We start from the raw sequence: 22,317 nt of genomic DNA, 5'->3' as shown, positions 1-22,317 counted from the left end.
AATGGAAAAAATAGTTCAACCTGACACAACGCATATCTTGTCAAAAAGCTTTATTTTCATCATGGCAATGGCATGTGGGATTTGTGCGGGTTCGAACTATTATAACCAGCCTTTGATTTATTCTATTGCAGAAGCCTTACAGGTCAATGCAGAAAAAGTCGCTTTAACAATTGTGATCGGCCAACTCTCTTATGCAGTTGGTCTGTTTATCTTGGTGCCGCTCGGTGATTTTTTTGAAAAGCGTAGCTATATTTGTCTATTGATGTGCTGCACAGGTTTTGCCCAGATCGGGCTTTCTTTAAGTCAAAGTTTGCCTGTATTGTATGGTTTTACCTTTTTAGCCACCTTCTTTTCGATTACGACACAAGTCTTGGTGCCATTTGCTGCTGGTTTGGCGAGCCCTCAAAAAAGCCCGCAAATTGTCGGAACACTGATGAGTGGCTTGTTTTTAGGCATTCTCTTGGCCAGATCAATCGCAGGCTTACTTTCGACCGTTTGGTCATGGCATGCGGTGTATTTACTCAGTGGTATGGTGATTTTAGCTTTTGCAGTAGTGATGTGGCTTAAATTACCCGTTGCTCGAAAATCTCATCAATTAACAGTGCTGCAAATTTATCGTTCATTGTTTACATTGGCCGTTGATCAGCCACATTTAATTCGCCGTGGTCTGGCAGGTGGGATCGGCTTCGGTATATTGGCGTTGATCTTTACCACCATGACTTTTATTCTTGCCAATGCGCCTTATCATTTCAATGATTTCCAAATTGGTTTATTTGGCATAGTTGGTTTGGCGGGTGTTTTTGCAACCCCTTGGGCGGGAAAACAAATTGCCAAAGGATTGGAAAATAAAGTTGCACTGATTTGTATGTGGTTATTGGTACTTGCATGGATTCCACTGTTTTTTGCCCAACAGTCTTTGCTGGCTTATGCAGGAGGTGTGATTTTGGCTTATTTTGGTTTATCGGCCTTTCATGTACTTAACCAAAATCTGGTCTATCGAATTTCAGCACAAGCACGTTCTCGAATTAATTCTATTTATATGACACTGTATTTTGGTGGTGCTGCGCTGGGTTCTTTGGTTGCGGTCTACACGTGGAAACATTGGGGATGGAGTGTCTGTGTGGCTGTGGGTTTAGCCATGGCAATTCTAAGTTTTATAATTGATCGAATAGATTTTTATGCCATGAAGAAAACAGTGATAAAAGACTAAGCCGTAAAAGGGCTTAGTCTTTTTATTATTTTCGTATGATCATCAGTGTTGCCGTCGCAAACGCATAAATTTTGCCATTTTCATCCACAATTTTACCTTCTGTGGTAATGATATTACGTCCAGCATTAATCAGTTCAGCTTGCGCGTAGTAGGCGGTATCGATCTGCATTGGGCGAATCATTTTCACATTGAGATCAATCGTGCCATAACCCACGCCATGTTCCAGCAAGGTATGTGCTGCACTTCCCGTTGCAGTATCTAAAGCAGTCGCACAAAAACCGCCATGGATTGTTCCTTGTATATTTCGATGCGCTTGACTTGGCGTAACCTTATACGTCGCTTTGCCTTTAGAAACTTCGATTAACTGCATAGGAATGGTTTGCGCCATGGGCGACGCTGAAATTTCACCATTTTTTAAAGCAGTTAAGAATTCAAGACCTGTGTATTGAGGGTTATCCATAAATCATCCTTGGAGTGTTAAGCGATCTAATAACCATACTATAAAATTTAATTTTACGAAATAATATTTTGCTATACAAAATTATTTTTTAATCAAATATTATGCTTGAATTTTGATTTATTTAAATATTATTGTTCAAATACAGCTTGTTGTGTCGGTTTGTCATGTTTTTGACGGTATTTTTGAATAAATTTATCTAATAAAAATGAAAATAAATTTTGCAATAAGAAATTTATTTGATATTTTTAAGCAATCGTAAAATAAAATTGTCATCTAAGGGAAATCATCTCTATCTGCATCATCGGCAGAAGAACTGAAAGGGAAACACTATGCCTTTATACAAAGCACCACTGCGTGATATGCAATTTGTATTGCATGAAATGCTGCAAACAGAAGAAAACTACCAAAAATTACCCAAATATCAGGAAACGGTCAGTCGTGAATTGATCAATCAATATTTAGATGCCGCAGCAGACTTTTGTGAAAATGAGCTTGCACCCATCAATCAAAATGGTGATCAGGAAGGTTGTCATTTAAATCAGGGTGTTGTTACAACCCCAGCGGGATTTAAACAGGCTTATCATAAATATACTGAATTGGGTTTTACCTCACTGACGGCGGATCCTGAATATGGCGGTCAAGGTTTACCCACATTATTGCGTATTGCAATTTCAGAAATGCTGTGTGGTTCTAACTGGGCTTGGGCAATGTATCCAGGTTTATCGCATGGCGCAATGCGCACCATTGAACATCATGGCACAGCAGAACAGAAGCAACAATTTTTAAGCAAACTGATTAGTGGCGTGTGGACAGGGACAATGTGTCTAACTGAGTCACATGCAGGTTCAGATTTAGGTTTGATCCGCACCAAGGCCGAACCAAACCCAGATGGAAGTTATGCAATTACGGGCGAGAAAATCTTCATTTCTGCTGGGGAACATGACCTTTCAGAAAATATTATTCATATTGTTTTAGCCCGACTACCACAAGCACCAGCGGGGACCAAAGGGATTTCACTGTTTATCGTACCTAAATTTAACCTCGATGATGCAGGTGATTGTCAAGATCGAAATAATGTTATCTGTAGTGCGATTGAACACAAGATGGGGATTCATGGCAATGCAACCTGTGTTTTAAATTTTGATGGGGCCAAGGGCTATTTAATTGGCCCTGAAAATCGTGGGTTAAATTGTATGTTTACCTTTATGAACACAGCACGTATTGGAACAGCTGTACAAGGGTTGGCGGCTTCGGAGATTTCATTTCAAGGTGCATTGAGTTATGCCAAAGAACGTTTGGCGATGCGCGCTTTATCAGGTGCAAAATACCCAGATAAAAATGCTGATCCGATTATTGTGCATCCAGCTGTGCGTTCGATGTTAATGACGCAAAAAGCCTTTTCTGAAGGTGGTCGCGCATTGGCGTATTTTCTGGCTCAGCATGTTGATATTGTTGAAACATCCAATGATCCTGAACAACAGAAAATCTCAGATGAATTGTTGGCATTTTTAACCCCGATTGCCAAAGCTTTTTTAACTGAATCAGGCAATGAAGCTGCAAAACACGGCGTACAAATTTTTGGTGGGCATGGATTTATTGTTGAACATGGCATGGAGCAAATTGTTCGTGATGCCCGTATCTCAACCTTGTATGAGGGAACCACAGAGATTCAGTCTTTAGATTTGCTGGCACGTAAGGTGCTCAAGTCGGATGGCAAACTATTAAAAAATATGACTGATTTAATAGAACAGTTTATTGCAGCCAACCAATCAAACGCTGTATTGGCAGCTTATCTGGAAAAACTGACGGAGCTCAAGCAACAGTGGTTATCAATCACAGACAGTGTTGCCCAAAAAGCACAGCAAAACCCAGAAGAAATTGGCGCTGTTTCAGTTGATTATCTGTATTTCTCTAGCTATGTCGTGTTTGCTTATCTTTGGGCACGTATGGCGCAAGTAGCAGATGAAAAGTTAAGCCAAGCAACGCAGGACGAAAAATTTTATCAGGCTAAATTAACCACAGCGAAATTTTTCTTTCAAAAATTATTACACCGGACCCAAAGTCATGCGGCTGCTATTGCATCAGGTGCTGAAGCGGTAATGGAATTAGAACAAGATGACTTTGCTTTTTAAGCCGGGTCAGGATGTTTTTTATTTAAATGAGTAAAAAATAAATGGATTTTCAACATATTTTGATTCGTCAGGAAAATCGGGTGGGCTATTTAACCTTAAATCGTCCAGAGGTGCTGAATAGTTTTAATGAGCAAATGCATCGTGAAATTGCTGCAATTTTAGACCTGTGGGCGGTTTCTACTGAGATTAAAGCCATTGTAATCTCTGGTTCAGGCAAGGGCTTCTGTGCGGGTCAGGATTTAAGAGCCAGAAATAAAGTGGTGATAAGCGCAGCTGATTATGATGCAGGTGCTGCCTTAGAAAAATTTTATAATCCGTTAGTCGTTAAAATTTCCAATATGGCTAAACCTGTTGTGGCTGCGGTCAATGGCGTAGCGGCTGGTGCAGGGGCGAACTTGGCTTTGGCTTGCGATATTGTTGTGGCCAAGCAATCTGCTACGTTTATACAATCTTTTTGCAAAGTCGGTTTAATCCCAGATGCAGGTGGGACGTGGAATTTGCCACATCTGGTGGGGCTAGCCCGAGCCAAAGGTTTGACCATGTTCGGGGATAAGTTATCTGCCCAGAAAGCCTTGAATTGGGGGCTTATTTGGGAGGTCTATGAAGATGATGCTTTTGATCAGGGCGTAATTGAATTGGCAGAACGTTTGGCAGAGCAACCAAGCAGTTCGATTTCGCTAATTAAAAAAGCCTTAAATACTGCCTCGCAAAATACTTTGGCTGAACAGTTACAGTTGGAACGAGAGTTACAGCGTATTGCTGGACAATCAGACAATTATAAAGAGGGTGTTGCGGCCTTTATCGAAAAAAGGAAAGCTAATTTTACTTGATTGAATCTATACCTAATCATGTTTAACCAGTAAAAATTAACTCAAAAAGCACTCTCTTTAGAGAGTGCTTTATAATAAGTAATAAGAGGGTCTGTTTACAATTCGTCTATGCTTGCGACTACGTGTGTTTTTTAGGCGAGAAATACGAAATTTAGTCATTCTAAATGATGAGAAACACTGTTTCGCAAGGTAACGACGAAGCGACAAAAACACGCTAGTCCCCCCGCTGCGCCTTGCGCTGCAAACAAAGTAGTGCTTTGTTCTTGCTCAGGGTTGTGGTTAAAGTTATCTCAGCCTGCGTTATGAAACTTGAAAATAGTCTCGCTATTCTCTTCATTTCATGCCTTGCCTGCTCAATTTTAACCTACAACGCAAGCTATTTATGAAATGTCAACAGACCCTAGTTTTGATCGTTGTTTACATGATGGTTTTTAACCTTAGCAAGCTAAATAGAGCTTTTATTTTTATATATGACGTAAGTTGCGAGAAGAGAAGGAATACCAAAATTAAGTAAAAATATTAAGAATTCTTCTTTAACTGCATATCCTGCTTGTATGCCCATATACATATTCCAGCTCATTGCTACAAACCACATCAAGATGAACAGAATAAAAAATAATGTTGGATTAAAGCGACCACGTAATATTCGACTTATAAAAAGAATTACAAGGAGTAGCATTATACCGATGAGAATCGTATAGAAAGTTCGCATATTGGGTCACCATTTGAATTAGAGATTATTTATATTTTCATTCATCATATCGAAGTTGCTTTACCACATTTGTTTTAACTTTATTTTATTGTTGAGCATAATACTTCCCTTATTTGGGCGACTTAATGATTAAAGTAGCGGATAAGACAACGATAGCTGTTTTTAGTAGAACAATAATGATATGAAACTTGGCATGTCTATTCGAATTTTCGAACAATCTAAAAGCTAATGGGCATTTTTGATGTAATTCAAAAATAAGCAACAACCTTCAGTCTAAAATTGTTGCTCAATGTGCTTTGATCTATCAGTGGAATCTGGGGCGGGGAAGGCAATGATCCTGATTCCCTTGGCTAAATTTTTGAAGACTAAATTCTCCAGATGAAAATTCTGGAGAATTAATGAAGCTCACTTTTGTAAAATCCCATTAAGGCAAATCTAATTCTTTACGCATCTTTAAAGATCGCAGTAATGCCTGATCACGAAGTAATTGAAGATTCTTATCGCCTAGTTTTTTAACAAACTGCTGAGTTTCTTCATTCAGCATCTCAATTTTTTCTTCAGACAAGGTATAAGGGTGCATATCAGCCCACCATTCAGACATCGGTTCACCTAAATGATGCATAGCGGCTTTAAATCCGTGTTGATTGGCCAACTGCATATTTAAATAAGGTCCAAATATTGCCCAGCGTAATCCGGGGCCATTGGTGATGGCGATATCAATATCTTCTGCGCTACATACACCTTCAGAAACCAGATAAAACGCTTCTCTCCAAATTGCAGATTGTAAACGATTGGCGACATGGCCTTTGACTTCTTTCTGAATTAAAATCGGTTTTTTCCCCAATAATCTATAAAATTCAAAAGCATCATGGATATAGTTTGCTTGGGTTTTTTCTCCACCAATAATCTCAACCAAAGGTAATAAGTGTGGCGGATTAAAAGGATGACCCAGTACGATTCTTTCAGGATATAGACAATCATGTTGAATATCTGAGATTTTTAAGCCAGATGAACTTGAGGCGATAATGCTATCTTTGGGGCAGTTTTGAGTGAGCTGTGCATATAAGTCTTTTTTTAGATCAATTCGCTCAGGACCATTTTCTTGAATAAAATCGGCATCTTTTACCGCATCTGCTAGATTTTGATAAAAAGTAAGATTTTTTAAAGTGTCTGAAACATAATGATTAGAAGAGGTGGTTTGCTCTTCAGCCAATTCGAACAAATCAAGTAAATAGGTCTGAACTCTATTTTTTAAATTTAATTCTGCATCAGCTGCGGGATCAAAAGCACTCACCTGAAATCCTTTACTTAAATAGAATGCTGCCCAACTTGCACCAATAACACCAGTACCAATAATGGCAACTTTATTTATGGGTTTCATATATTCATTTTCCTTGAATAACCTGAGAACGTTGGATTGTCTCGTTATGACACATGACAAAGTGAGCCTTTCACTTTGATAAAAACTAAAGATAGAAAAACTAAAAAACAGTAGGGGAGAATCTCCCCTACAAATGAATGTTTAGTAAGCTTTATCGAATGATTTACATAGAGATAAATTCATGATCATTGCAATCATCAACTGTATTATTGAGCGGTATAACCACCATCCATAACCACTGCCTGACCCGTCACGCCCGCTGCTTTTTCACTCGCCAAGAAAACGGCATAATCTGCAATTTCTTCAACATTGAGTAAGCGCTTTTGTGGCACCATGGCTAAAATGACATCTTCAAGTGCACTTGTTTCGCTGACATTACGGGTTTTGGCTAAATCTTTAATTTGACCACGTACCAAAGGTGTGTCGACATAACCTGGGCATAATGCATTGACCGTGATTCCATCACGAGCAGATTCTAACGCTGCAACTTTAGTTAAACCAATCACCCCATGTTTGGCACTGTTATAACCCGCTTTTCCAGCAAAGCCGATTAAACCATTGATCGAAGCCATATTGATAATACGGCCATAGTTTTGTGCCTTCATGATTGGAAATGCATGTTTAATTCCAATAAAAGAACCCACCAGCATGACATTTAGTAGTTTTTGATAAATGGCAGTTGGAAACTCTTCGATGGCAGCAACATGCTGAAAACCAGCATTATTGATCAAAATATCCAAACGACCAAAGGTGCTATGTGCTAGACCAATAGCAGCAGCATAAGCCTCTTCATCTGAAACATCACAAGGTGCAGATAAGGCTTCAAATCCATCAGTTGTTAAGGCTAAAACTGCTTCATTACATTTGTCCGCATTCATATCCGAAATCACCACTTTTGCACCTTCAAGGGCAAATTTTTTGGCAATTTCAAGTCCAATACCACTTGCTGAACCTGTGATAAATGCAACTTTATCTTTGAGAAGTTGACTCATTATTGACTCCCTGTGTTCATTTTGAAGATAAACTTAGACGATACCAAACCATGTAAATGCAGCAATTGCGACAAATACTGCAACTGTTTTAATGATGGTAATGGCAAAAATGTCTTTATAAGATTGTTTATGTGTAAGTCCAGTGACAGCAAGTAGGGTAATTACGGCACCGTTATGCGGTAAGGTATCCATACCGCCAGATGCCATTGCAACAATACGATGCATGACTTCAGCAGGAATGCCCATTGCAGCAATAGCTGTATTGTATTGGTCAGCCATGGCACTGAGGGCAATACTCATACCGCCAGATGCTGAACCTGTAATCCCTGCCAAAACGGTTGTGGTGACTGCACCATTGACCAATGGATTGGTAAATGTATGCCCCAAAGCATGACTGATTACAGCAAAACCCGGTAAAGCGGCAATGATTGCACCAAAACCATACTCAGATGCAGTGTTCATCACAGCGAGTAGAGAACCACCTATACTTGCATTTACACCTTCTTTAAAGCTGGTTGAAACACGACGATAATCGAACATAATCGCAGTGACAATCCCAACGATTAAAGCCAAACCAACTGCCCAAATCGCTGACGTTTTTGCGACATCGACAGTGTAGTTTGCCAGTCCGAGTGCATTAAAATCAAAGCCATTTGGATACCATGTTTTAATTGCTGTAGATAAATATTTATTCATCACTGCAACTAAAATTAAGGGAACAAATGCCATGAATTGACGTAGACCAGAACCATTATCTTGTTGCTGAGATTGATTTTCGAATTGTTGAAGTTCGGCTTCTGTTAAAGTAATACCAGATGCAAAGCCATCTCCATTGCGAGCAGCAACACGACGACGCCATTCCAGATAAGTTAAACCAACACCTAAAACAAAGATTGCACCGATAATCCCTAAAAATGGCGCTGCATAAATATTGGTTCCAAAAAATGTAGTTGGAATAACGTTTTGAATCTGAGGCGTACCCGGTAAGGCATCCATGGTAAAGGAGAAAGCACCCAGTGCAATCGTGCCAGGAATCAAACGTTTAGGGATATTTGCTTGTCTAAATAATTGGTTTGCAAAAGGATAGACTGCAAAAACCACGACAAATAAACTGACGCCGCTATAGGTTAAAATTGCCCCTAGCAGAACAACGGTAAGCATTGCATTTTTAGAGCCAATTAATTTAACAATCGTTTTGGCAATGGATTCAGCAATACCAGACATTTCAACAACTTTACCAAAAATCGCACCCAGCAAAAACACCAAGAAATAATCTTTAATAAAGCCCACCATTTTTGGCATAAACACACCAGAATAAAATGGTAAAACGTTGGCAGGGTTAATCAGCAAGACGGCCAATAAGGCACAAATCGGTGCCATGAGAATTACAGAAAACCCTCTGTAGGCTGTGTACATCAACAAGCCAAGAGAAAGTAAAATTATACCCAGTTCCCACATATTTTTACTCCGTCCTTAAAGAATATATGTCAAAACCCACCTTGTTTTTATTTCAAATCACGACAAGGCTATCTCAATCATAAAAATGCATTAGTGAGTGAAACCAATAAAAATGGATATCTAGAGAAATTAATATTGATCAATAAATTTAGCTTTTATAAATCGTCCAGACTTATAAATTGGAATATCCATTTCCAAATGATGGATAAAACTATAATCCAAATTATTCGAGGCATTGTTTGAAAATATTTATGAGTCAATATGGAAAACTAATGAATAGAAATAAGTTTCATAAGATTTTTGCGCAATAGGTCATAGATAAGCAAAAGAAAAAAGCCAAATTGGAGATGCAGATGAATGAGTATATGTTGAGCATTTTAATTTTTATTTACAGCAGTGGTTTTATTGACAAGTATGTTGCTTGAAATACGTCTTATATCGATTTTGCTTTGATTTAAATGCATAGACATATTTTTTACAGATCACACAAATTAAAAACTTTCATTAAGACATCAATCTGAGCAAAAGCGAGATCAGCTAGCATGGATTGATATCTAATTCTATAAGCAAATCGATAGCTCAAATGACTCATTTTAGGATCAAAACTCGCTTGGTTTAGCGTATTATAGCGCTATAAATCAGTTAGGTTGCCGTATGACACTCAAACAGTTAAAAGCTTTTTTAGTTCTTGCTCGGACATTGAATTATGCCAATGCTGCCAATGAACTTTGCCTAAGTCAATCTGCTTTAAGCTTAAGTATCAAAAGTTTAGAGGATGAGTTGGGTGGCAAGCTGTTTAAGCGCAATACCCGCCGTGTGGATCTTACCGCTGAGGGAAATTCGTTGATTCCATTTGCTAAAAAACTTTTGGCAAATTGGGAAGACATGGAAAGAGATGTTAAACAGCGTTTTAAATTACATCGTGGCACATTGAATATTGCCTCGATGCCTTTCGCGACACATGCTGTTTTACCTGCTGTACTGCATGAATTTAATAAGAATCATCCCAATATCAATTTTTCAATCCATGATATTCCCAATGAAAAAATTATTGAAAAAGTCCAAGAGGGCATTTTTGAAATTGGGATTTGCTTTGAACCGCAACACAATGATCAATTAATATTTAAGCCATTTTTCAATGAAGATTTTTTAGCACTACTTCCCAAAGATCATCAGTTGGCGCAGCGTAAAAGTGTGACATGGCGTGAGCTGTATGCTTATCCTTTTATCACTTTACAGAAACCTTCGATCATTCGACACGTGGTGGAAGAGAAATGTTCACAAAATAATATGATCTTAGATTTAAAACTTGAGTGTCATCAGATTAGTTCATTGTCGCATTTTGTGGCTTTTGGTATGGGGGTCAGTGCGATTCCACGTCATTTTCAAAATTATATCGATAAAGAAAATAACGTCTTGGTTGAAATTGAAGAGGGCAATGTCAATCTTTCAGTTGGGATCATTTATAAAAAAGATTTTGAACTTTCTAATATTTCTTCGCAATTTATTGAAACGATATTGGCACATCAGTTTTAAGAGATTATCACCTCATCATAAAGCCCACTGTTTCAGGATGAGATCAGATTAATGAGTTTTACTCATTAGACATTTGAAAGAATCAATTTCTAAAATAATTTGCTCGATGTTAATAATAATAATTCTAAAGGACATAGAGTTAAAACGATGAACAAAGTTGTCGCGAATGCACATGAAGCTTTGGCTGATGTGGTTGCAAACAACCAGACTTTAGCAGTGGGTGGTTTTGGATTATGTGGTATTCCAGAAGCATTGATTGATGCCTTAAAAGAAATTGGCGTAACGGGTCTAACTTGTATTTCTAATAATGCAGGTGTAGACGATTTTGGTCTAGGCAAGCTTTTACAAACCAAACAAATTAAAAAAATGATTTCATCCTATGTCGGTGAAAACAAAGAATTTGAACGTCAATATTTAAATGGTGAGCTTGAAGTTGAGTTGACACCTCAAGGCACCTTGGCTGAAAAGTTACGTGCAGGTGGTGCAGGCATTCCAGCTTTCTTTACCCAAACAGGTGTAGGGACATTGATTGCCGAAGGCAAAGAAGTTCGCGAATTTGATGGTAAAGATTACATACTCGAACAAGCATTGGTTGCAGATATTGCTTTGGTAAAAGCCTATAAGGCAGATAAAGCTGGTAACTTAATTTTTCGTAAGACTGCACGAAACTTTAACCCAGAGTGTGCAATGGCTGGCAAATTGACCATTGTCGAAGTTGAAGAAATTGTTGAAATTGGTGAGTTAGATCCAGATTCAATTCATTTACCAGGCATTTATGTAAGTCGTATTGTTTTAAATGCGCAGCCTGAAAAACGAATTGAACAATTGACATTGAAGACGGAGATTTAATCATGGCTTGGACGCGTAATGAAATGGCTGAACGTGCAGCGCAAGAGCTTGAAGATGGCTTTTATGTCAATCTAGGCATTGGCTTACCCACCTTGGTTGCCAACTATATTCCTGAGAATATTAATGTCTGGCTTCAATCTGAAAATGGCTTATTGGGAATTGATGAATTTCCAACACAAGCTACTGTCGATGCAGATTTAATTAATGCGGGTAAACAAACTGTAACTGCACGTAAGGGTGCTGCGTTTTTCTCTAGTGCTGAATCTTTTGCCATGATTCGTGGTGGTAAGGTCAATATTGCCATTTTAGGATCGATGGAAGTTTCCGAAAAGGGAGATTTAGCCAACTGGATGATCCCAGGGAAAAAAGTAAAAGGCATGGGCGGTGCAATGGATTTGGTTGCTGGGGTACAAAAAGTCGTGGTGTTGATGGAACACTGTGCTAAAGATGGTAGTCCTAAAATCGTCGCTGAATGTTCATTACCGCTTACGGGTAGACTGGTCGTAAACCGTATAATTACGGATCTAGGAGTGATGGATATTACTCCCCAAGGTGTTGAGTTGATTGAATTGGCTAAAGATGTAAGCTTAGAACAAATTCAGGCGGCAACAGGGGTAGAACTGATCACCTCAAATCTCGCTGTGGCTTGATTGTGACAAAGCAAGCTTAAAATTATAATTTAACCAGCCAAGTTTAAATGCTAAGTCGCTTTGGCGGCTTAGACATGTTATCAATGGATATGCTATTTTCAAAAATACCCGCTTCAAAAGTATACGCATCTAAAATACAAGGTGAACTCGAATGGAAAAGATTGTCATCGTCGCTGCTCGTCGTACTGCAATGGGAAGTTTTCAAGGCAGTTTTGCAAGCTTATCTGCACCAGATTTGGGTGCAGTCGTCATTGAAAAAGTTGTTGAACAAGCCAATGTACCTGTTGCTGATATTGATGAAGTAATCATGGGCTGTGTATTACCTGCGGGTTTAAAACAAGGTCCAGCACGTCAAGCGATGCGAAAAGCGGGTTTACCAGATCATGTTGGCGCAACCACAATCAATAAAGTCTGTGGTTCTGGGATGAAAGCTGCAATGCAAGCCAGCGATGCCATTAAAGCAGGAAGTGCCAAAATTATTGTCGTCGGTGGTATGGAGTCTATGACCAATGCACCGTATTTATTACCTAAAGCACGTTCAGGTTATCGGATGGGGCATGGTCAAGTGATTGATCATATGTTCCTTGATGGTTTGGAAGATGCGGGTACGGGGCGTGCAATGGGAAGTTTTGCACAGGAAATGGCGGATAAAAAGGGCTATAGCCGTGAGCAAATGGATGAGTTTGCAATTCGCTCACTGACACGTGCAAAAAAAGCGATTGCAGAAGGTTATTTTAAAGACGAAATCACGCCTGTTAAAGTGGCGTTACGTCAGGGTGAGATCACTGTAGATGTGGACGAAAATCCTGAAAATGCCAAGATTGATAAAATCCCAAGCTTAAAACCTGCATTTGCTAAAGACGGTACGATTACTGCTGCAAACTCTAGTTCAATCAGTGATGGTGCATCTGCACTACTGATCACGTCGGCGTCAGAAGCGCAAAAGCGTGGTTTGACTGTGTTGGCTGAAATCAAAGGCTATACAACCAATTCCCAACATCCTGAAGAATTTACCATTGCACCCGTGGGCGCAATTGAAAAATTACTGAAAAATCTCGGTTGGTCTGTAGACGATGTTGATCTTTGGGAAATTAACGAAGCTTTTGCCATGGTCACTATGGCTGCAATTGATGCATTTAAACTTGATCCTGAAAAAGTCAATATTAATGGTGGCGCTTGTGCACTTGGTCATCCACTGGGTTCATCAGGTTCACGAATCATTGTGACCTTGATCCATGCTTTAAAACGTTTAGGTAAAACCAAAGGGATCGCAACACTTTGTATTGGTGGTGGTGAAGCTACAGCACTTGCAGTTGAATTAAGCGCGTAATTTATTGTTTATCGTAATAAATAGCTAAATAGTTTGTGATTCAAAATTAAAAAAGCCGGTCGTTTCAATACTGCCGGCTTTTTGCTGTTCTTTGTCATGTGAGTTTAGGTTGTATTTTGATTTTATTGGAATCGTTTAAAAATAAAATCTCGTTTGCATTTTCAAGGATTGTTCTTTAATTCTTGAAGCATAGCATCTCGAAGAATTTTGTTCATACGGGTCTGATAGCCCTTGCCTTGAGATTTTAGCCATTGCATAACATCTGAATCAATACGGACAGTAGTCACTTGCTTGGTGGGCTTGTAAAAGGGGTTTTGCACAGCATTTTTCCAAAATTTTTCATCAAGTTGAGGAATATCTGAAAAATCTATCTTGCTGTCTGGACGTTCAGCCAAAGTTTCAAACCTTGCTTTTTGTTCATCTGACAAGGTAGGTGGATTATTCAAATCCACTTTGTAAGTAACGGTTTTGCTCATACTGTTTCCTCTCTTTTTTCTCTGCCTGACGTGCCGAAATGATACGGATATGATCAATCCCATCATGATCCTTTACAGTATGGGCAACCAGTAAAACAGCCTGCCCATATACCAAACCTATCGCTTGCCAGCGATATTCACCATTTTCAAAGCGATCTTGATGGTATAAGGCATAAGCATCATAGAAAACCAGTACTGCGTCTTCAAAAGTTACACCATGCTTTTTTAAGTTTATTTCTGCTTTATGCTCATCCCATGAAAATTCAATTTCCATCACTGCATCGCTTTTTGTTAGTATAAAAATGTTAATACAAAAATGTAAAAAATGCAAAATTCAGCCAATTTCTTGACTAGACAATATAAAAAAACAACAAAGCCTTATAGATCTCTATAAGGCTTTATTATCAAATCTTACCATTTATGACTATAAGTCACTTTCAATGTTGCACCTGATGCAAGCAGATGGCTGGTGTTATTATTGTTACGGAGAAGTTGGCTGTATAAAGGATAGTATTTACGGTTAAACATATTCTCTAAGCCAATCGTAACGGTATCTTTTTTGTTGAGGGCAAAACTACTGATTAAATCTGCAGTTGTATATGATTTAACATCATAACGTCCAAAACTGTTGACACCGTTTAAGCGATAATCTTCTGAACCAAAATATGTCGCTTGTAAACGATTTGTCCATGTGTCTGTTGGGCTATAAGAAATGTATCCTGTTACTTTTAAAGGTGGGATACGATAACCCGTCATGTCTTGTTCTGTATTGGTGTTCTGTGGGGTTTCACGGCCTTTCATCCATGTAACACTTCCTCCAGTTCCCCATACTTTTGCATCATCAAGATAATCAAGAGTCGCTTCTACACCAGTCACTTTTTCTTTGGTACGCGTCAGTATCAAGCCATTGTTAAAGGATTGAACACCACCCAGATCTGACGTTGACTGAAACACCGCTAAGCTTGAGCTAAAATTATTAAAATGACCATTCCAACCGAGCTCGTAATTATCCACCTTAACCGGTTCAAGGAATGATGATGCTAAGTTAAATCCTGCTGTTGCATTACGGATCACCACCCCTACATCGGGCAATTGAAAACCTTGATTAAAAGATGCGTAAATCGAGTGCTGCTCTGTTGGCTTAAAGGTGATATTGGCATTATATAACCATGCATCGGCCGTCACTTTACCCCCCTTAACAGTATAAGGATTTGGTTTACCTAGTTGTGATAGTGGAACAAAGCTATCAATTTTTGCATAACTGTCTTCATAACGTGTACCAACTTCAGCAGACCATTGTTCATTAAAATTATGTTTTAATTGCGCAAAACCGCCGATACTTTGTGTGGTTAATTCAGGTAAATAGATCAGTTTTCCATTTTTAACAAATTCTAAACCACCAGATTGGTCATAAATTGTAGGATCAAACGTGTCTAGAGGCATTTCGCTTTTTTCACGGCTAAAATCGCCACCCCAAACAATTGACGTATCACCTAAAAATTCTAGTGGAGTGTTTACGGTTAGGCGACTGCCAAGAACATTATTGTTTTGATAAACCTGATCGATTTTTCCACCACGGGTACTGACTTGACGGGCATCAAATGGCGAGAAGCGAGTAAAAAAGTCTCGGTAATAGATTTGCGCGTCAACTTTGCTGCCAAATAAATCTTTATTGTTATAGGTCAAATTGTAGATTTGATTTTCATTTTTATTCTGGTCTTTTAATTTAAGTCCTTTGATTGCTTTCGCAGGTACGCTACCTGCAGGAAGTTTTGCTACACTTGGGTCAGAGGCATAGTCAGAGTCTTGTTCAGCGTTATAGTAATTTGCTGCAAATTGTAGATATTGGTTATCATCAATGTGATAGCCAAGTTTACCGCCTACGCTATATGCATCCGCATCAAATAAATCACCTTGACTTGGTTCTGGTGCAACACGATCGCCTCGGGCATCGTATGGACTACCAATACGTTGATAGCCAAAATCAAATGCATAGTCAAAGTTATTTAAGCTTCCAGAAAAATATTGATGAATATCTCCACTTAAAGCATCTGTACGAAAATTGGTCAAAGCGCTTTGTAGCCCAATCACAGTTTTTGCAGTCGGTTCACCGCCCGCCGCTTTGGTGGTGATTGAAATCGTTCCGCCAGCAGCACCACTTCCATAAATCGCATTACTGCCACGAATGACTTCTATACCTGTAATACTTTGAGGGTCGATTGATGAAAGACCTCTTGATGTATCACGTGTCAAATTCATGGGTACGCCGTCAACCAAGATCAAGGCATTACGTCCGCGTAAAGTTTGCCCATAATCGGTAATTGTACGACTTGAATCAGATAAGCCAGGCACAACTTTGGCTAAAACAGTGGCGATATTTCCAGAAGACGCATTTTTTTGAAATTCAATTTGTTTTTCATCTAATTTGGTCACTTGTTTTGCAGAAGAGGAGAATTCATCTGAGCGTGATGCGCTGACAGTAATGGTCGGAAGCACTGCAGCTTTGTTCTCTGTATCTGTAGCTTCTGTGGGTGAAATAGCAAAAGAGGATTGCGATAAAAAGATGAACCCACCAATTGATATAAGTGGAATGATTTTTTTTACATCAGACTTCTTATTAAAAATTTTGTTGCTTTTCATCTTGCTTCCTTTTATCTCACCCTGAGATTGCTTTAAATTGACGAAAGTATAATTGAGAATGATTGTAATTCACAGTAACAAATAAACAAACAATAAAACATTTATATTCAGCTTAAATTTAATTGAGTGGAATAGCTGATACACCACTCAAGGTTTAGAGATCTATACAATTTCTTTATATGAATCAATATGAATCTGATGTGCTCGACGGGTAATACTGCGATCATCACCGAGCACAAAAAGTTTTACAGACTGGTGTTTCCACAACGCAATATCTTCAGGCTGGCGCGGAATTGCGCAGAAATATTTACCCTGTTGCTGAGTTTTGCTATATATCTCTTGGATCTTTGCTTGAACTTGCGGATGGCGCGTTTCCCAAGGAACGCCCATAGACTGAGAAAGATCTGCCGCACCTTCAAGAATAATATCGATCCCATCAATAGCTAAAATTTCATCGATATTTGCTACACCAGCTAAACTTTCAATCATTGCGACGACAACTGTTTCTTTGTGTGCGTGTTGCACAAAATCAGTTAAGCTCTGCATGCCATAGCGATTTAACCGAGTTGAATTTAAGCCCCTTTCCCCTAGGGGCATGTAGTGGCAATAATTCACAGCTTCTTGGGCTTGTTGTGCATTTTCTATACGTGGTAATACAATTCCAGTCACGCCAGCATCGAGTAAAGGTAAGATCAAGTGATTGGCGGTTAAGGGGACTCGAACCAATACATCAAGCTGCATGGCTCTAGCGGCTAAAATCATGCTTTCAACTTGGGATGTACTAAATAAAGTATGTTCCAAGTCAATAATAATAAAGTCATAGCCAGCCAGCCCCAATTGCTCCACATGAATTGGCGAGGCAATAGAACAGAATATGCCATACAGTGACTCACCATTTTCCATGCGTTTTTTAAAGGGAACTGAAGTTTTATTCATATTCAATTTCCTTAATTAAACTCAACGGATTTGGGGTGGTTTGTACTCTTAATCGGATTTCAGGTAGGAAGCGACGACTTGCAAGTTGTTCAATATCGATGGTGTCATCTGTAAAGTTAAACAATTCATATCTTTGTGCAAATTCTGGATGCTTTTCTTTATGTTGATTGATGATCGATCTTAACATTGTCCAAAATTTGATTTCATCAAAATCATAATGCGTGTTTAAAAATATGGCCAATTCCGCTAGATTGACAAACCAAAGAGCATCTTGGGTAAAATCTCTTAACTCATTTGCTGCGTGTGTTTCTAAAAAAGAATTCGGGTTAATTTTGGCATGTTCTTTAGGTGCGTCTTGTAACTCGGGTAATAGCTCTGGATTTCTTAACAAATGACGACTAAAGCGAATACCATCATGGAAATCTTTTAGAGCAGCTTTAACAGGTAGACCATCTTTGTGAATTAACACCATATTTTGTGCATGAGATTCCAATGCTAAGCCGTGACACCATAAAATATGCATAATTGGCAGGTAGGCATTTTTTAATAATTTCTCTAACCAAAACTCGATCCCGTATTGTTTGATCCAGTGGTCTATCAGCGGTTTTTGGTCAGTATCAAGTTGCATTAGACCTGTAACTGGTGTTGCTGATTCACCTTCATTGAGATAATGATAAATACTTTCACGCCAAATACAGGCCAGTGCGCCATATTGAACAGCTAAGGCGATCGGCTGATTGATAGAAAGTCCAGCAATTTCTCTTAAAATAACGGGTTTACGTTGTTTTTCTAAAATATGGTCTTGCTCAACGATTTTATACAGCCAGTCACTCATTTTTGCAGCATTTTGCACAGTATGTAGTGCTAAAACACGAGAGGTCGACGTGTTAACTAAATTCATCGCTAATTTTAGTGATAACGCTGAAATATCCGTGATGTTTGATAATGTTCGGATTGATTGTTGCGGTAAATAAGTAGGTCCAGCGATTTTCAATGGAATGATCAGTTGATTGCTGATTGCATCTTGATAATACAATTCAATAATTTTATCCCATTGCCAAGGATGAATGGGGCTAAGAATATAATCATTGAAATCAACTTGATGTGCTGTCAATTCCTCACGGATTGCGTGAAGGTCTTTGTCTGAAAAATGCTGTTTATACAGTTGATTTAAGTTGATCGTTTCACTCAAAACCAATTTGCATAAGCTTTTATGAGTAGCAGCCCATTGAACAGAGAATCCTTGGGATAATTCAGGTGAGTATTTTTGATTTTCCTTAAGATCAAAGCCTATTCTAGATTTAAAACTTGGATGATAGAGATGTGCATTGTTTATACGGGCTTCTTGCTCAATATATGACAGTGTTCTTAATGGTTGGTTGGGTGATAGACCCAGTGTTTGTGCATGTTTGACATAGGTAAGATTGAGCTCATCATTAAAGCTTTGCCATTTGATTGGATCAGCATCAATAATATGTTTTAAATCAGCCAGTAATGCTTTTAAATTTGGACTGCTTGATGACTTTTGAACGGCATCATAACGGACTAAACTCGATGGATTTAATTTAATTCGGTTAAAACTAAAATGTTGTTTAGCGTCGCAGCTATAAAAAAGATCATCTGAAATAAAGAATTTAATTTGCCCATTTGATTTTTCGTAGTTAAATGCATTTTCAAAGATTAATGCTTCTAATAATTGCCCGATGACACGTCTTTCCGCTTGGACTTTATAATCAACTTGTTGCGTAGCTTGAAGTGGGGTTAGTGTTTGAGCGCCTCTGTATTTATAAATCGGATTTTCAATATCAATCCAAATCGGGTTACCACCACTGTGATATAAGGTGTTCATCATATTTGCCTTAATAGGTAAAGTGAGAGAGTTAAGCAAAAGGTTGCAGTAGTGCTGTGCTTTATCTGAGAAGTTTTCATCGATCAGGGTTTGTCTGGTGGTTTGCCAAAGTTCACTTTCTTCAATAATGCTTACTCTTGATATCGCACTAATCAGATGCGCAATATGATTGATGACTAAATAATATTGCAGAAAAATCCATGCATCCTTTTGAGAAAACCAAACAGTGCTATCTTCAGAGACTGAGGAATGATCATTGAGCATCTCAGAAACCACACTAATCCCTTCCATATCACGAATAATCAGTCGAGCAGGGAAGCCTTGTTTAAATTCCATCAAACTGTTTTGCATATGGGCTTCAACACTAATCCCTTTATTTGCAAACAATTCAATCAGTGGAACCAAGGAAACTTGAATATATTGTTTCCACCAATCAGCAAGAAAGGCTTTTGAGTGACTATTTGGAAGTCCTTGGGCTTGTGCGGCCTGATCAATAAACGCCATTAAGGGGATCTGATGATGCTCATTTTCTTCGACTAAACCACCTAGCATCCGAGTATTTTCAAGCGTTTCCGTAGCTAATCCTGCGCGATATATAATGCCAAAAGAACTTTCTAACTCAGGGATTTTGACAGTTTTGGCTGTAAGTTCTGGAAGAATAAGCATATTTTTATAGTGTTGATTGATCTGATGCTTAAGAATGATTTTACTGGCATCAATCGCTCTTTCCATTTCATCCATAGGATTGTTACGAATAAAACTAGTAATACGCACATCAATGGAGAGTTTTAAAAAAATATTAGATTGCGGTAACCAAACAGTTCGTACTGAAGATGTAGGCCAAACGGTTTGTCCTAAAGCACCTAAATATCGAACCTCATGATTTTCTAAATAGCGTTTTAAGGAAGGATGTAGGAGTAAAAAGTTTGCTTGCCACGGATGTGTAGGCAAAAGTTCATAATTTTCGAAGTCATCTTTAAGGCGCTGTCGTGCATGCTTCAAAACGTCTTCTTCAATCAGTTGATCAACATTGTTATCGCTGACAAGTTTTTGGATTAAGGATGAATGCACTGCGAAGTAGTGTAACTGAAACGTCGCACCTAGCTCTGGGCTATACTTTTTCATATCCTCTTTAGAAAAGCCTAGATTGGCTTTGGAGGTCACATGAAATGGATGTCCATATAACATGCCTTGTTCAGCAGATTGAAAACTAGAGGCCAGTTTAGGCTTTATTTGATCTACGCTGTTTTCTAAAAAGAATTTGGTATTTTCGATACTGTTTGCGATTTCTGCATAGAGATTCTGATTTTGCTTTTTATCTTTAAATCGCTGATTTAACTTTAACTCATCGGTTATCATTTTAACCAACACTTTAGGATCAGTCAGACTTTTGACAGTCTTATCCTCAGTATTGAATACACAAAAAGAGCGCTGGTAACGATGATAACCTGTGCTTGAGAAATGCTGTATCGCACCATAGATGACTGAGTTAGATGCAGTAAATGGGTATGAAAAATAGGATGAATTATTTGCGTCATGTATTGTTAAAGGTGAATCCTGTTCTGAGAGAATATGCTGTTCGAGTTGAACTTGAAGTTCACGAAAAAAAGTATTCAAGTATTGTTCAAAAAGCTTGTAAGACCATGCATCGGTGGTAATGATCGGGTTCATTCTTGTACCTCTTCTAAAATTGTATTGGTTAAAAATTTGTTTAAAGTCACGATTAATCCAGCACCAATAAAAAATAATGCAGTGCAAATTAACGCGGCAGTGATATTGAAAAATGAGTATGTGAGGGTGACCGCAATCGGCCCAAACAGTTGACCGAGAACAAAGGCACTGTTTGAAATACCAATCACTTTTCCTTGATTTCTTGCATCAGTTTTTAAAGAAATCGTATGAAAAATAGAGGGAATAAGTGCAGCGAAGCAGAAACCTTGTATGAGTCTTAAGAGCAGCACTAACCAAATATTAGTGGTCCATGTCAAAGCCAGAACCGTGATTCCACAGATCAGTGTTGCACTGACAAAATTATGAAATGAATCGCCTCTTGCATCGTTACGTTTCCCCCAATAGGTTGCAGCAAAAAATGCAGCACCCCATGAAAGTGCGTGGATTGTTCCTGTTAAACTCGCAATAGATAAGGGTGTAGTTATATTTCGACTGATTTCACTGATATATAAGATAAAACAGGACACTAAACCGAACCCGCCAGCTTGGACAAAGGTTCCCGCACTGAGCCAAGAAAAAATTGTTCGATCAAAGGATTGCAGTGTTGATGGTTTTTTATCGGGTTCAGTGACAGATGTCTGTACAGGTTGGCTCAATAAAATGGCAGCAACTAAGATTAAAACGATGACAATATATGCTGTGGCATTGAGTAAGGTTTCAACTTTCCAATGGTCCATAAATATGCCCCCGAGTACCGGACCACATAAACAGGCCAATGCGACACTGCTTTGGAGCTGTCCAAAGGCAAGACCTCTTTGTCGCTCGCTAGACAAGTAAGAGGTATAGGCATAAAGAATCACGGATAGACCGCAAAATCCTAATAGAATACGGGCAAAAATAAACACAAATAGATGCTGTGCTCCCGCCATTAAAAGTATAGAAATGCAGAAACCAGCCAAGGAAAGTAACAGTGCTTTTTTATGCCCAAATGTATCTGATAGATGACCAATAAGGGGGGCTGTAAATAGACTCCCTAGAGCTGGTGCTGACAGCGCTATACCTGCCCAAATGGCGGGTGTTGCCATTTGCGCCGTCAATTTTTCCATATATAGCGGCATGATCGGTATTAAGACCATCAAGCCAAAAGTCGAAAAAAATTGACACAGTAAAATAATCAAATGATCTAGGCGAGAGGAACGCATGAT

17 protein-coding genes are annotated in these 22,317 nt (G+C 38.7%); 7 read left to right on the top strand and 10 right to left on the bottom strand.

The genetic code is table 11. The annotated features are described in order from the left end of the window. The first annotated feature begins 1 nt into the window (after position 1). On the top strand, positions 2 to 1,210 hold the full coding sequence (locus tag L3V46_RS13195; RefSeq protein WP_239045935.1) for an MFS transporter: 1,209 nt from the start codon (positions 2 to 4) through the stop codon (positions 1,208 to 1,210). Between the two features lie 25 nt (positions 1,211 to 1,235). Here L3V46_RS13195 and L3V46_RS13190 read toward each other — a convergent pair whose 3' ends face one another. Beyond that, the gene (locus tag L3V46_RS13190) at positions 1,236 to 1,670 is read right to left on the bottom strand and encodes a PaaI family thioesterase (protein WP_004820541.1); all 435 of its coding nucleotides are present in this window, start codon (positions 1,668 to 1,670) and stop codon (positions 1,236 to 1,238) included. A gap of 329 nt (positions 1,671 to 1,999) precedes the next feature. Between L3V46_RS13190 and L3V46_RS13185 the strand changes: the two genes are divergently transcribed. Further along, on the top strand, positions 2,000 to 3,802 hold the full coding sequence (locus L3V46_RS13185) for an acyl-CoA dehydrogenase C-terminal domain-containing protein (protein ID WP_239045934.1): 1,803 nt from the start codon (positions 2,000 to 2,002) through the stop codon (positions 3,800 to 3,802). Between the two features lie 41 nt (positions 3,803 to 3,843). Further along, positions 3,844 to 4,632, top strand: coding sequence for a 2-(1,2-epoxy-1,2-dihydrophenyl)acetyl-CoA isomerase PaaG (gene paaG, locus L3V46_RS13180; RefSeq protein WP_034614890.1), 789 nt, complete (start codon positions 3,844 to 3,846; stop codon positions 4,630 to 4,632). Between the two features lie 1,136 nt (positions 4,633 to 5,768). Here paaG and L3V46_RS13175 read toward each other — a convergent pair. The 3 genes from L3V46_RS13175 to L3V46_RS13165 all read right to left on the bottom strand — a co-directional run bounded on the left by L3V46_RS13175 (position 5,769) and on the right by L3V46_RS13165 (position 9,175). Next, positions 5,769 to 6,725, bottom strand: coding sequence for a 3-hydroxyacyl-CoA dehydrogenase NAD-binding domain-containing protein (locus L3V46_RS13175; protein WP_234622947.1), 957 nt, complete (start codon positions 6,723 to 6,725; stop codon positions 5,769 to 5,771). A gap of 206 nt (positions 6,726 to 6,931) precedes the next feature. After that, the gene (locus tag L3V46_RS13170; RefSeq protein WP_239045933.1) at positions 6,932 to 7,717 is read right to left on the bottom strand and encodes a 3-hydroxybutyrate dehydrogenase; all 786 of its coding nucleotides are present in this window, start codon (positions 7,715 to 7,717) and stop codon (positions 6,932 to 6,934) included. A gap of 33 nt (positions 7,718 to 7,750) precedes the next feature. Next, positions 7,751 to 9,175, bottom strand: coding sequence for a GntP family permease (locus tag L3V46_RS13165; protein WP_004820560.1), 1,425 nt, complete (start codon positions 9,173 to 9,175; stop codon positions 7,751 to 7,753). A gap of 654 nt (positions 9,176 to 9,829) precedes the next feature. Between L3V46_RS13165 and L3V46_RS13160 the strand changes: the two genes are divergently transcribed. From L3V46_RS13160 to L3V46_RS13145, 4 genes are all read left to right on the top strand, one after another. Next, positions 9,830 to 10,711, top strand: a complete 882-nt coding sequence (locus L3V46_RS13160) for a LysR family transcriptional regulator (RefSeq protein WP_004820562.1) — start codon at positions 9,830 to 9,832, stop codon at positions 10,709 to 10,711. Between the two features lie 147 nt (positions 10,712 to 10,858). Beyond that, the gene (locus tag L3V46_RS13155; protein WP_239045932.1) at positions 10,859 to 11,560 is read left to right on the top strand and encodes a CoA transferase subunit A; all 702 of its coding nucleotides are present in this window, start codon (positions 10,859 to 10,861) and stop codon (positions 11,558 to 11,560) included. A 2-nt stretch (positions 11,561 to 11,562) separates the two neighbouring features. Further along, complete coding sequence (locus L3V46_RS13150) at positions 11,563 to 12,210, top strand: 3-oxoacid CoA-transferase subunit B (RefSeq protein WP_239045931.1); 648 nt, start codon at positions 11,563 to 11,565, stop codon at positions 12,208 to 12,210. 151 nt (positions 12,211 to 12,361) lie between these two features. After that, positions 12,362 to 13,540: a thiolase family protein gene (locus L3V46_RS13145; RefSeq protein WP_151802693.1), complete on the top strand. Its 1,179-nt coding sequence runs from the start codon at positions 12,362 to 12,364 to the stop codon at positions 13,538 to 13,540. A gap of 161 nt (positions 13,541 to 13,701) precedes the next feature. Here L3V46_RS13145 and L3V46_RS13140 read toward each other — a convergent pair whose 3' ends face one another. The 6 genes from L3V46_RS13140 to L3V46_RS13115 form a co-directional block, all read right to left on the bottom strand. Then, on the bottom strand, positions 13,702 to 14,016 hold the full coding sequence (locus L3V46_RS13140; RefSeq protein ID WP_004820566.1) for a BrnA antitoxin family protein: 315 nt from the start codon (positions 14,014 to 14,016) through the stop codon (positions 13,702 to 13,704). Continuing rightward, complete coding sequence (locus L3V46_RS13135; RefSeq protein WP_004820567.1) at positions 13,979 to 14,290, bottom strand: BrnT family toxin; 312 nt, start codon at positions 14,288 to 14,290, stop codon at positions 13,979 to 13,981. The genes L3V46_RS13140 and L3V46_RS13135 overlap by 38 nt, the downstream gene beginning before the upstream one ends. Positions 14,291 to 14,427: 137 nt before the next feature. Further along, on the bottom strand, positions 14,428 to 16,656 hold the full coding sequence (locus tag L3V46_RS13130) for a TonB-dependent receptor (RefSeq protein ID WP_239045930.1): 2,229 nt from the start codon (positions 16,654 to 16,656) through the stop codon (positions 14,428 to 14,430). Between the two features lie 162 nt (positions 16,657 to 16,818). After that, complete coding sequence (locus tag L3V46_RS13125) at positions 16,819 to 17,592, bottom strand: aldolase/citrate lyase family protein (RefSeq protein ID WP_239045929.1); 774 nt, start codon at positions 17,590 to 17,592, stop codon at positions 16,819 to 16,821. After that, positions 17,585 to 21,112 (bottom strand): IucA/IucC family protein, encoded by a 3,528-nt coding sequence (locus L3V46_RS13120; RefSeq protein ID WP_239045928.1) that lies wholly within the window; start codon positions 21,110 to 21,112, stop codon positions 17,585 to 17,587. The genes L3V46_RS13125 and L3V46_RS13120 overlap by 8 nt, the downstream gene beginning before the upstream one ends. Further along, positions 21,109 to 22,314, bottom strand: coding sequence for an MFS transporter (locus tag L3V46_RS13115; RefSeq protein ID WP_239045927.1), 1,206 nt, complete (start codon positions 22,312 to 22,314; stop codon positions 21,109 to 21,111). Before L3V46_RS13115 ends, L3V46_RS13120 begins: the two co-directional genes overlap by 4 nt. Between the last annotated feature and the right edge of the window lie 3 nt (positions 22,315 to 22,317).

The sequence above is a fragment of the Acinetobacter sp. AG3 genome (genome assembly GCF_022343575.1).
Lineage (GTDB): Bacteria > Pseudomonadota > Gammaproteobacteria > Pseudomonadales > Moraxellaceae > Acinetobacter > Acinetobacter guillouiae.
This window is presented reverse-complemented; position numbering and strand designations above follow the sequence as displayed.

What these genes read in the sequence shown, in the direction of transcription:
- L3V46_RS13195 (WP_239045935.1), top strand. Translation starts at nt 2, where the DNA reads ATGGAAAAAATAGTTCAACCTGACACAACGCATATCTTGTCAAAAAGC.
- L3V46_RS13190 (WP_004820541.1), bottom strand. Translation starts at nt 1,670, where the DNA reads ATGGATAACCCTCAATACACAGGTCTTGAATTCTTAACTGCTTTAAAA.
- L3V46_RS13185 (WP_239045934.1), top strand. Translation starts at nt 2,000, where the DNA reads ATGCCTTTATACAAAGCACCACTGCGTGATATGCAATTTGTATTGCAT.
- paaG (WP_034614890.1), top strand. Translation starts at nt 3,844, where the DNA reads ATGGATTTTCAACATATTTTGATTCGTCAGGAAAATCGGGTGGGCTAT.
- L3V46_RS13175 (WP_234622947.1), bottom strand. Translation starts at nt 6,725, where the DNA reads ATGAAACCCATAAATAAAGTTGCCATTATTGGTACTGGTGTTATTGGT.
- L3V46_RS13170 (WP_239045933.1), bottom strand. Translation starts at nt 7,717, where the DNA reads ATGAGTCAACTTCTCAAAGATAAAGTTGCATTTATCACAGGTTCAGCA.
- L3V46_RS13165 (WP_004820560.1), bottom strand. Translation starts at nt 9,175, where the DNA reads ATGTGGGAACTGGGTATAATTTTACTTTCTCTTGGCTTGTTGATGTAC.
- L3V46_RS13160 (WP_004820562.1), top strand. Translation starts at nt 9,830, where the DNA reads ATGACACTCAAACAGTTAAAAGCTTTTTTAGTTCTTGCTCGGACATTG.
- L3V46_RS13155 (WP_239045932.1), top strand. Translation starts at nt 10,859, where the DNA reads ATGAACAAAGTTGTCGCGAATGCACATGAAGCTTTGGCTGATGTGGTT.
- L3V46_RS13150 (WP_239045931.1), top strand. Translation starts at nt 11,563, where the DNA reads ATGGCTTGGACGCGTAATGAAATGGCTGAACGTGCAGCGCAAGAGCTT.
- L3V46_RS13145 (WP_151802693.1), top strand. Translation starts at nt 12,362, where the DNA reads ATGGAAAAGATTGTCATCGTCGCTGCTCGTCGTACTGCAATGGGAAGT.
- L3V46_RS13140 (WP_004820566.1), bottom strand. Translation starts at nt 14,016, where the DNA reads ATGAGCAAAACCGTTACTTACAAAGTGGATTTGAATAATCCACCTACC.
- L3V46_RS13135 (WP_004820567.1), bottom strand. Translation starts at nt 14,290, where the DNA reads ATGGAAATTGAATTTTCATGGGATGAGCATAAAGCAGAAATAAACTTA.
- L3V46_RS13130 (WP_239045930.1), bottom strand. Translation starts at nt 16,656, where the DNA reads ATGAAAAGCAACAAAATTTTTAATAAGAAGTCTGATGTAAAAAAAATC.
- L3V46_RS13125 (WP_239045929.1), bottom strand. Translation starts at nt 17,592, where the DNA reads ATGAATAAAACTTCAGTTCCCTTTAAAAAACGCATGGAAAATGGTGAG.
- L3V46_RS13120 (WP_239045928.1), bottom strand. Translation starts at nt 21,112, where the DNA reads ATGAACCCGATCATTACCACCGATGCATGGTCTTACAAGCTTTTTGAA.
- L3V46_RS13115 (WP_239045927.1), bottom strand. Translation starts at nt 22,314, where the DNA reads ATGCGTTCCTCTCGCCTAGATCATTTGATTATTTTACTGTGTCAATTT.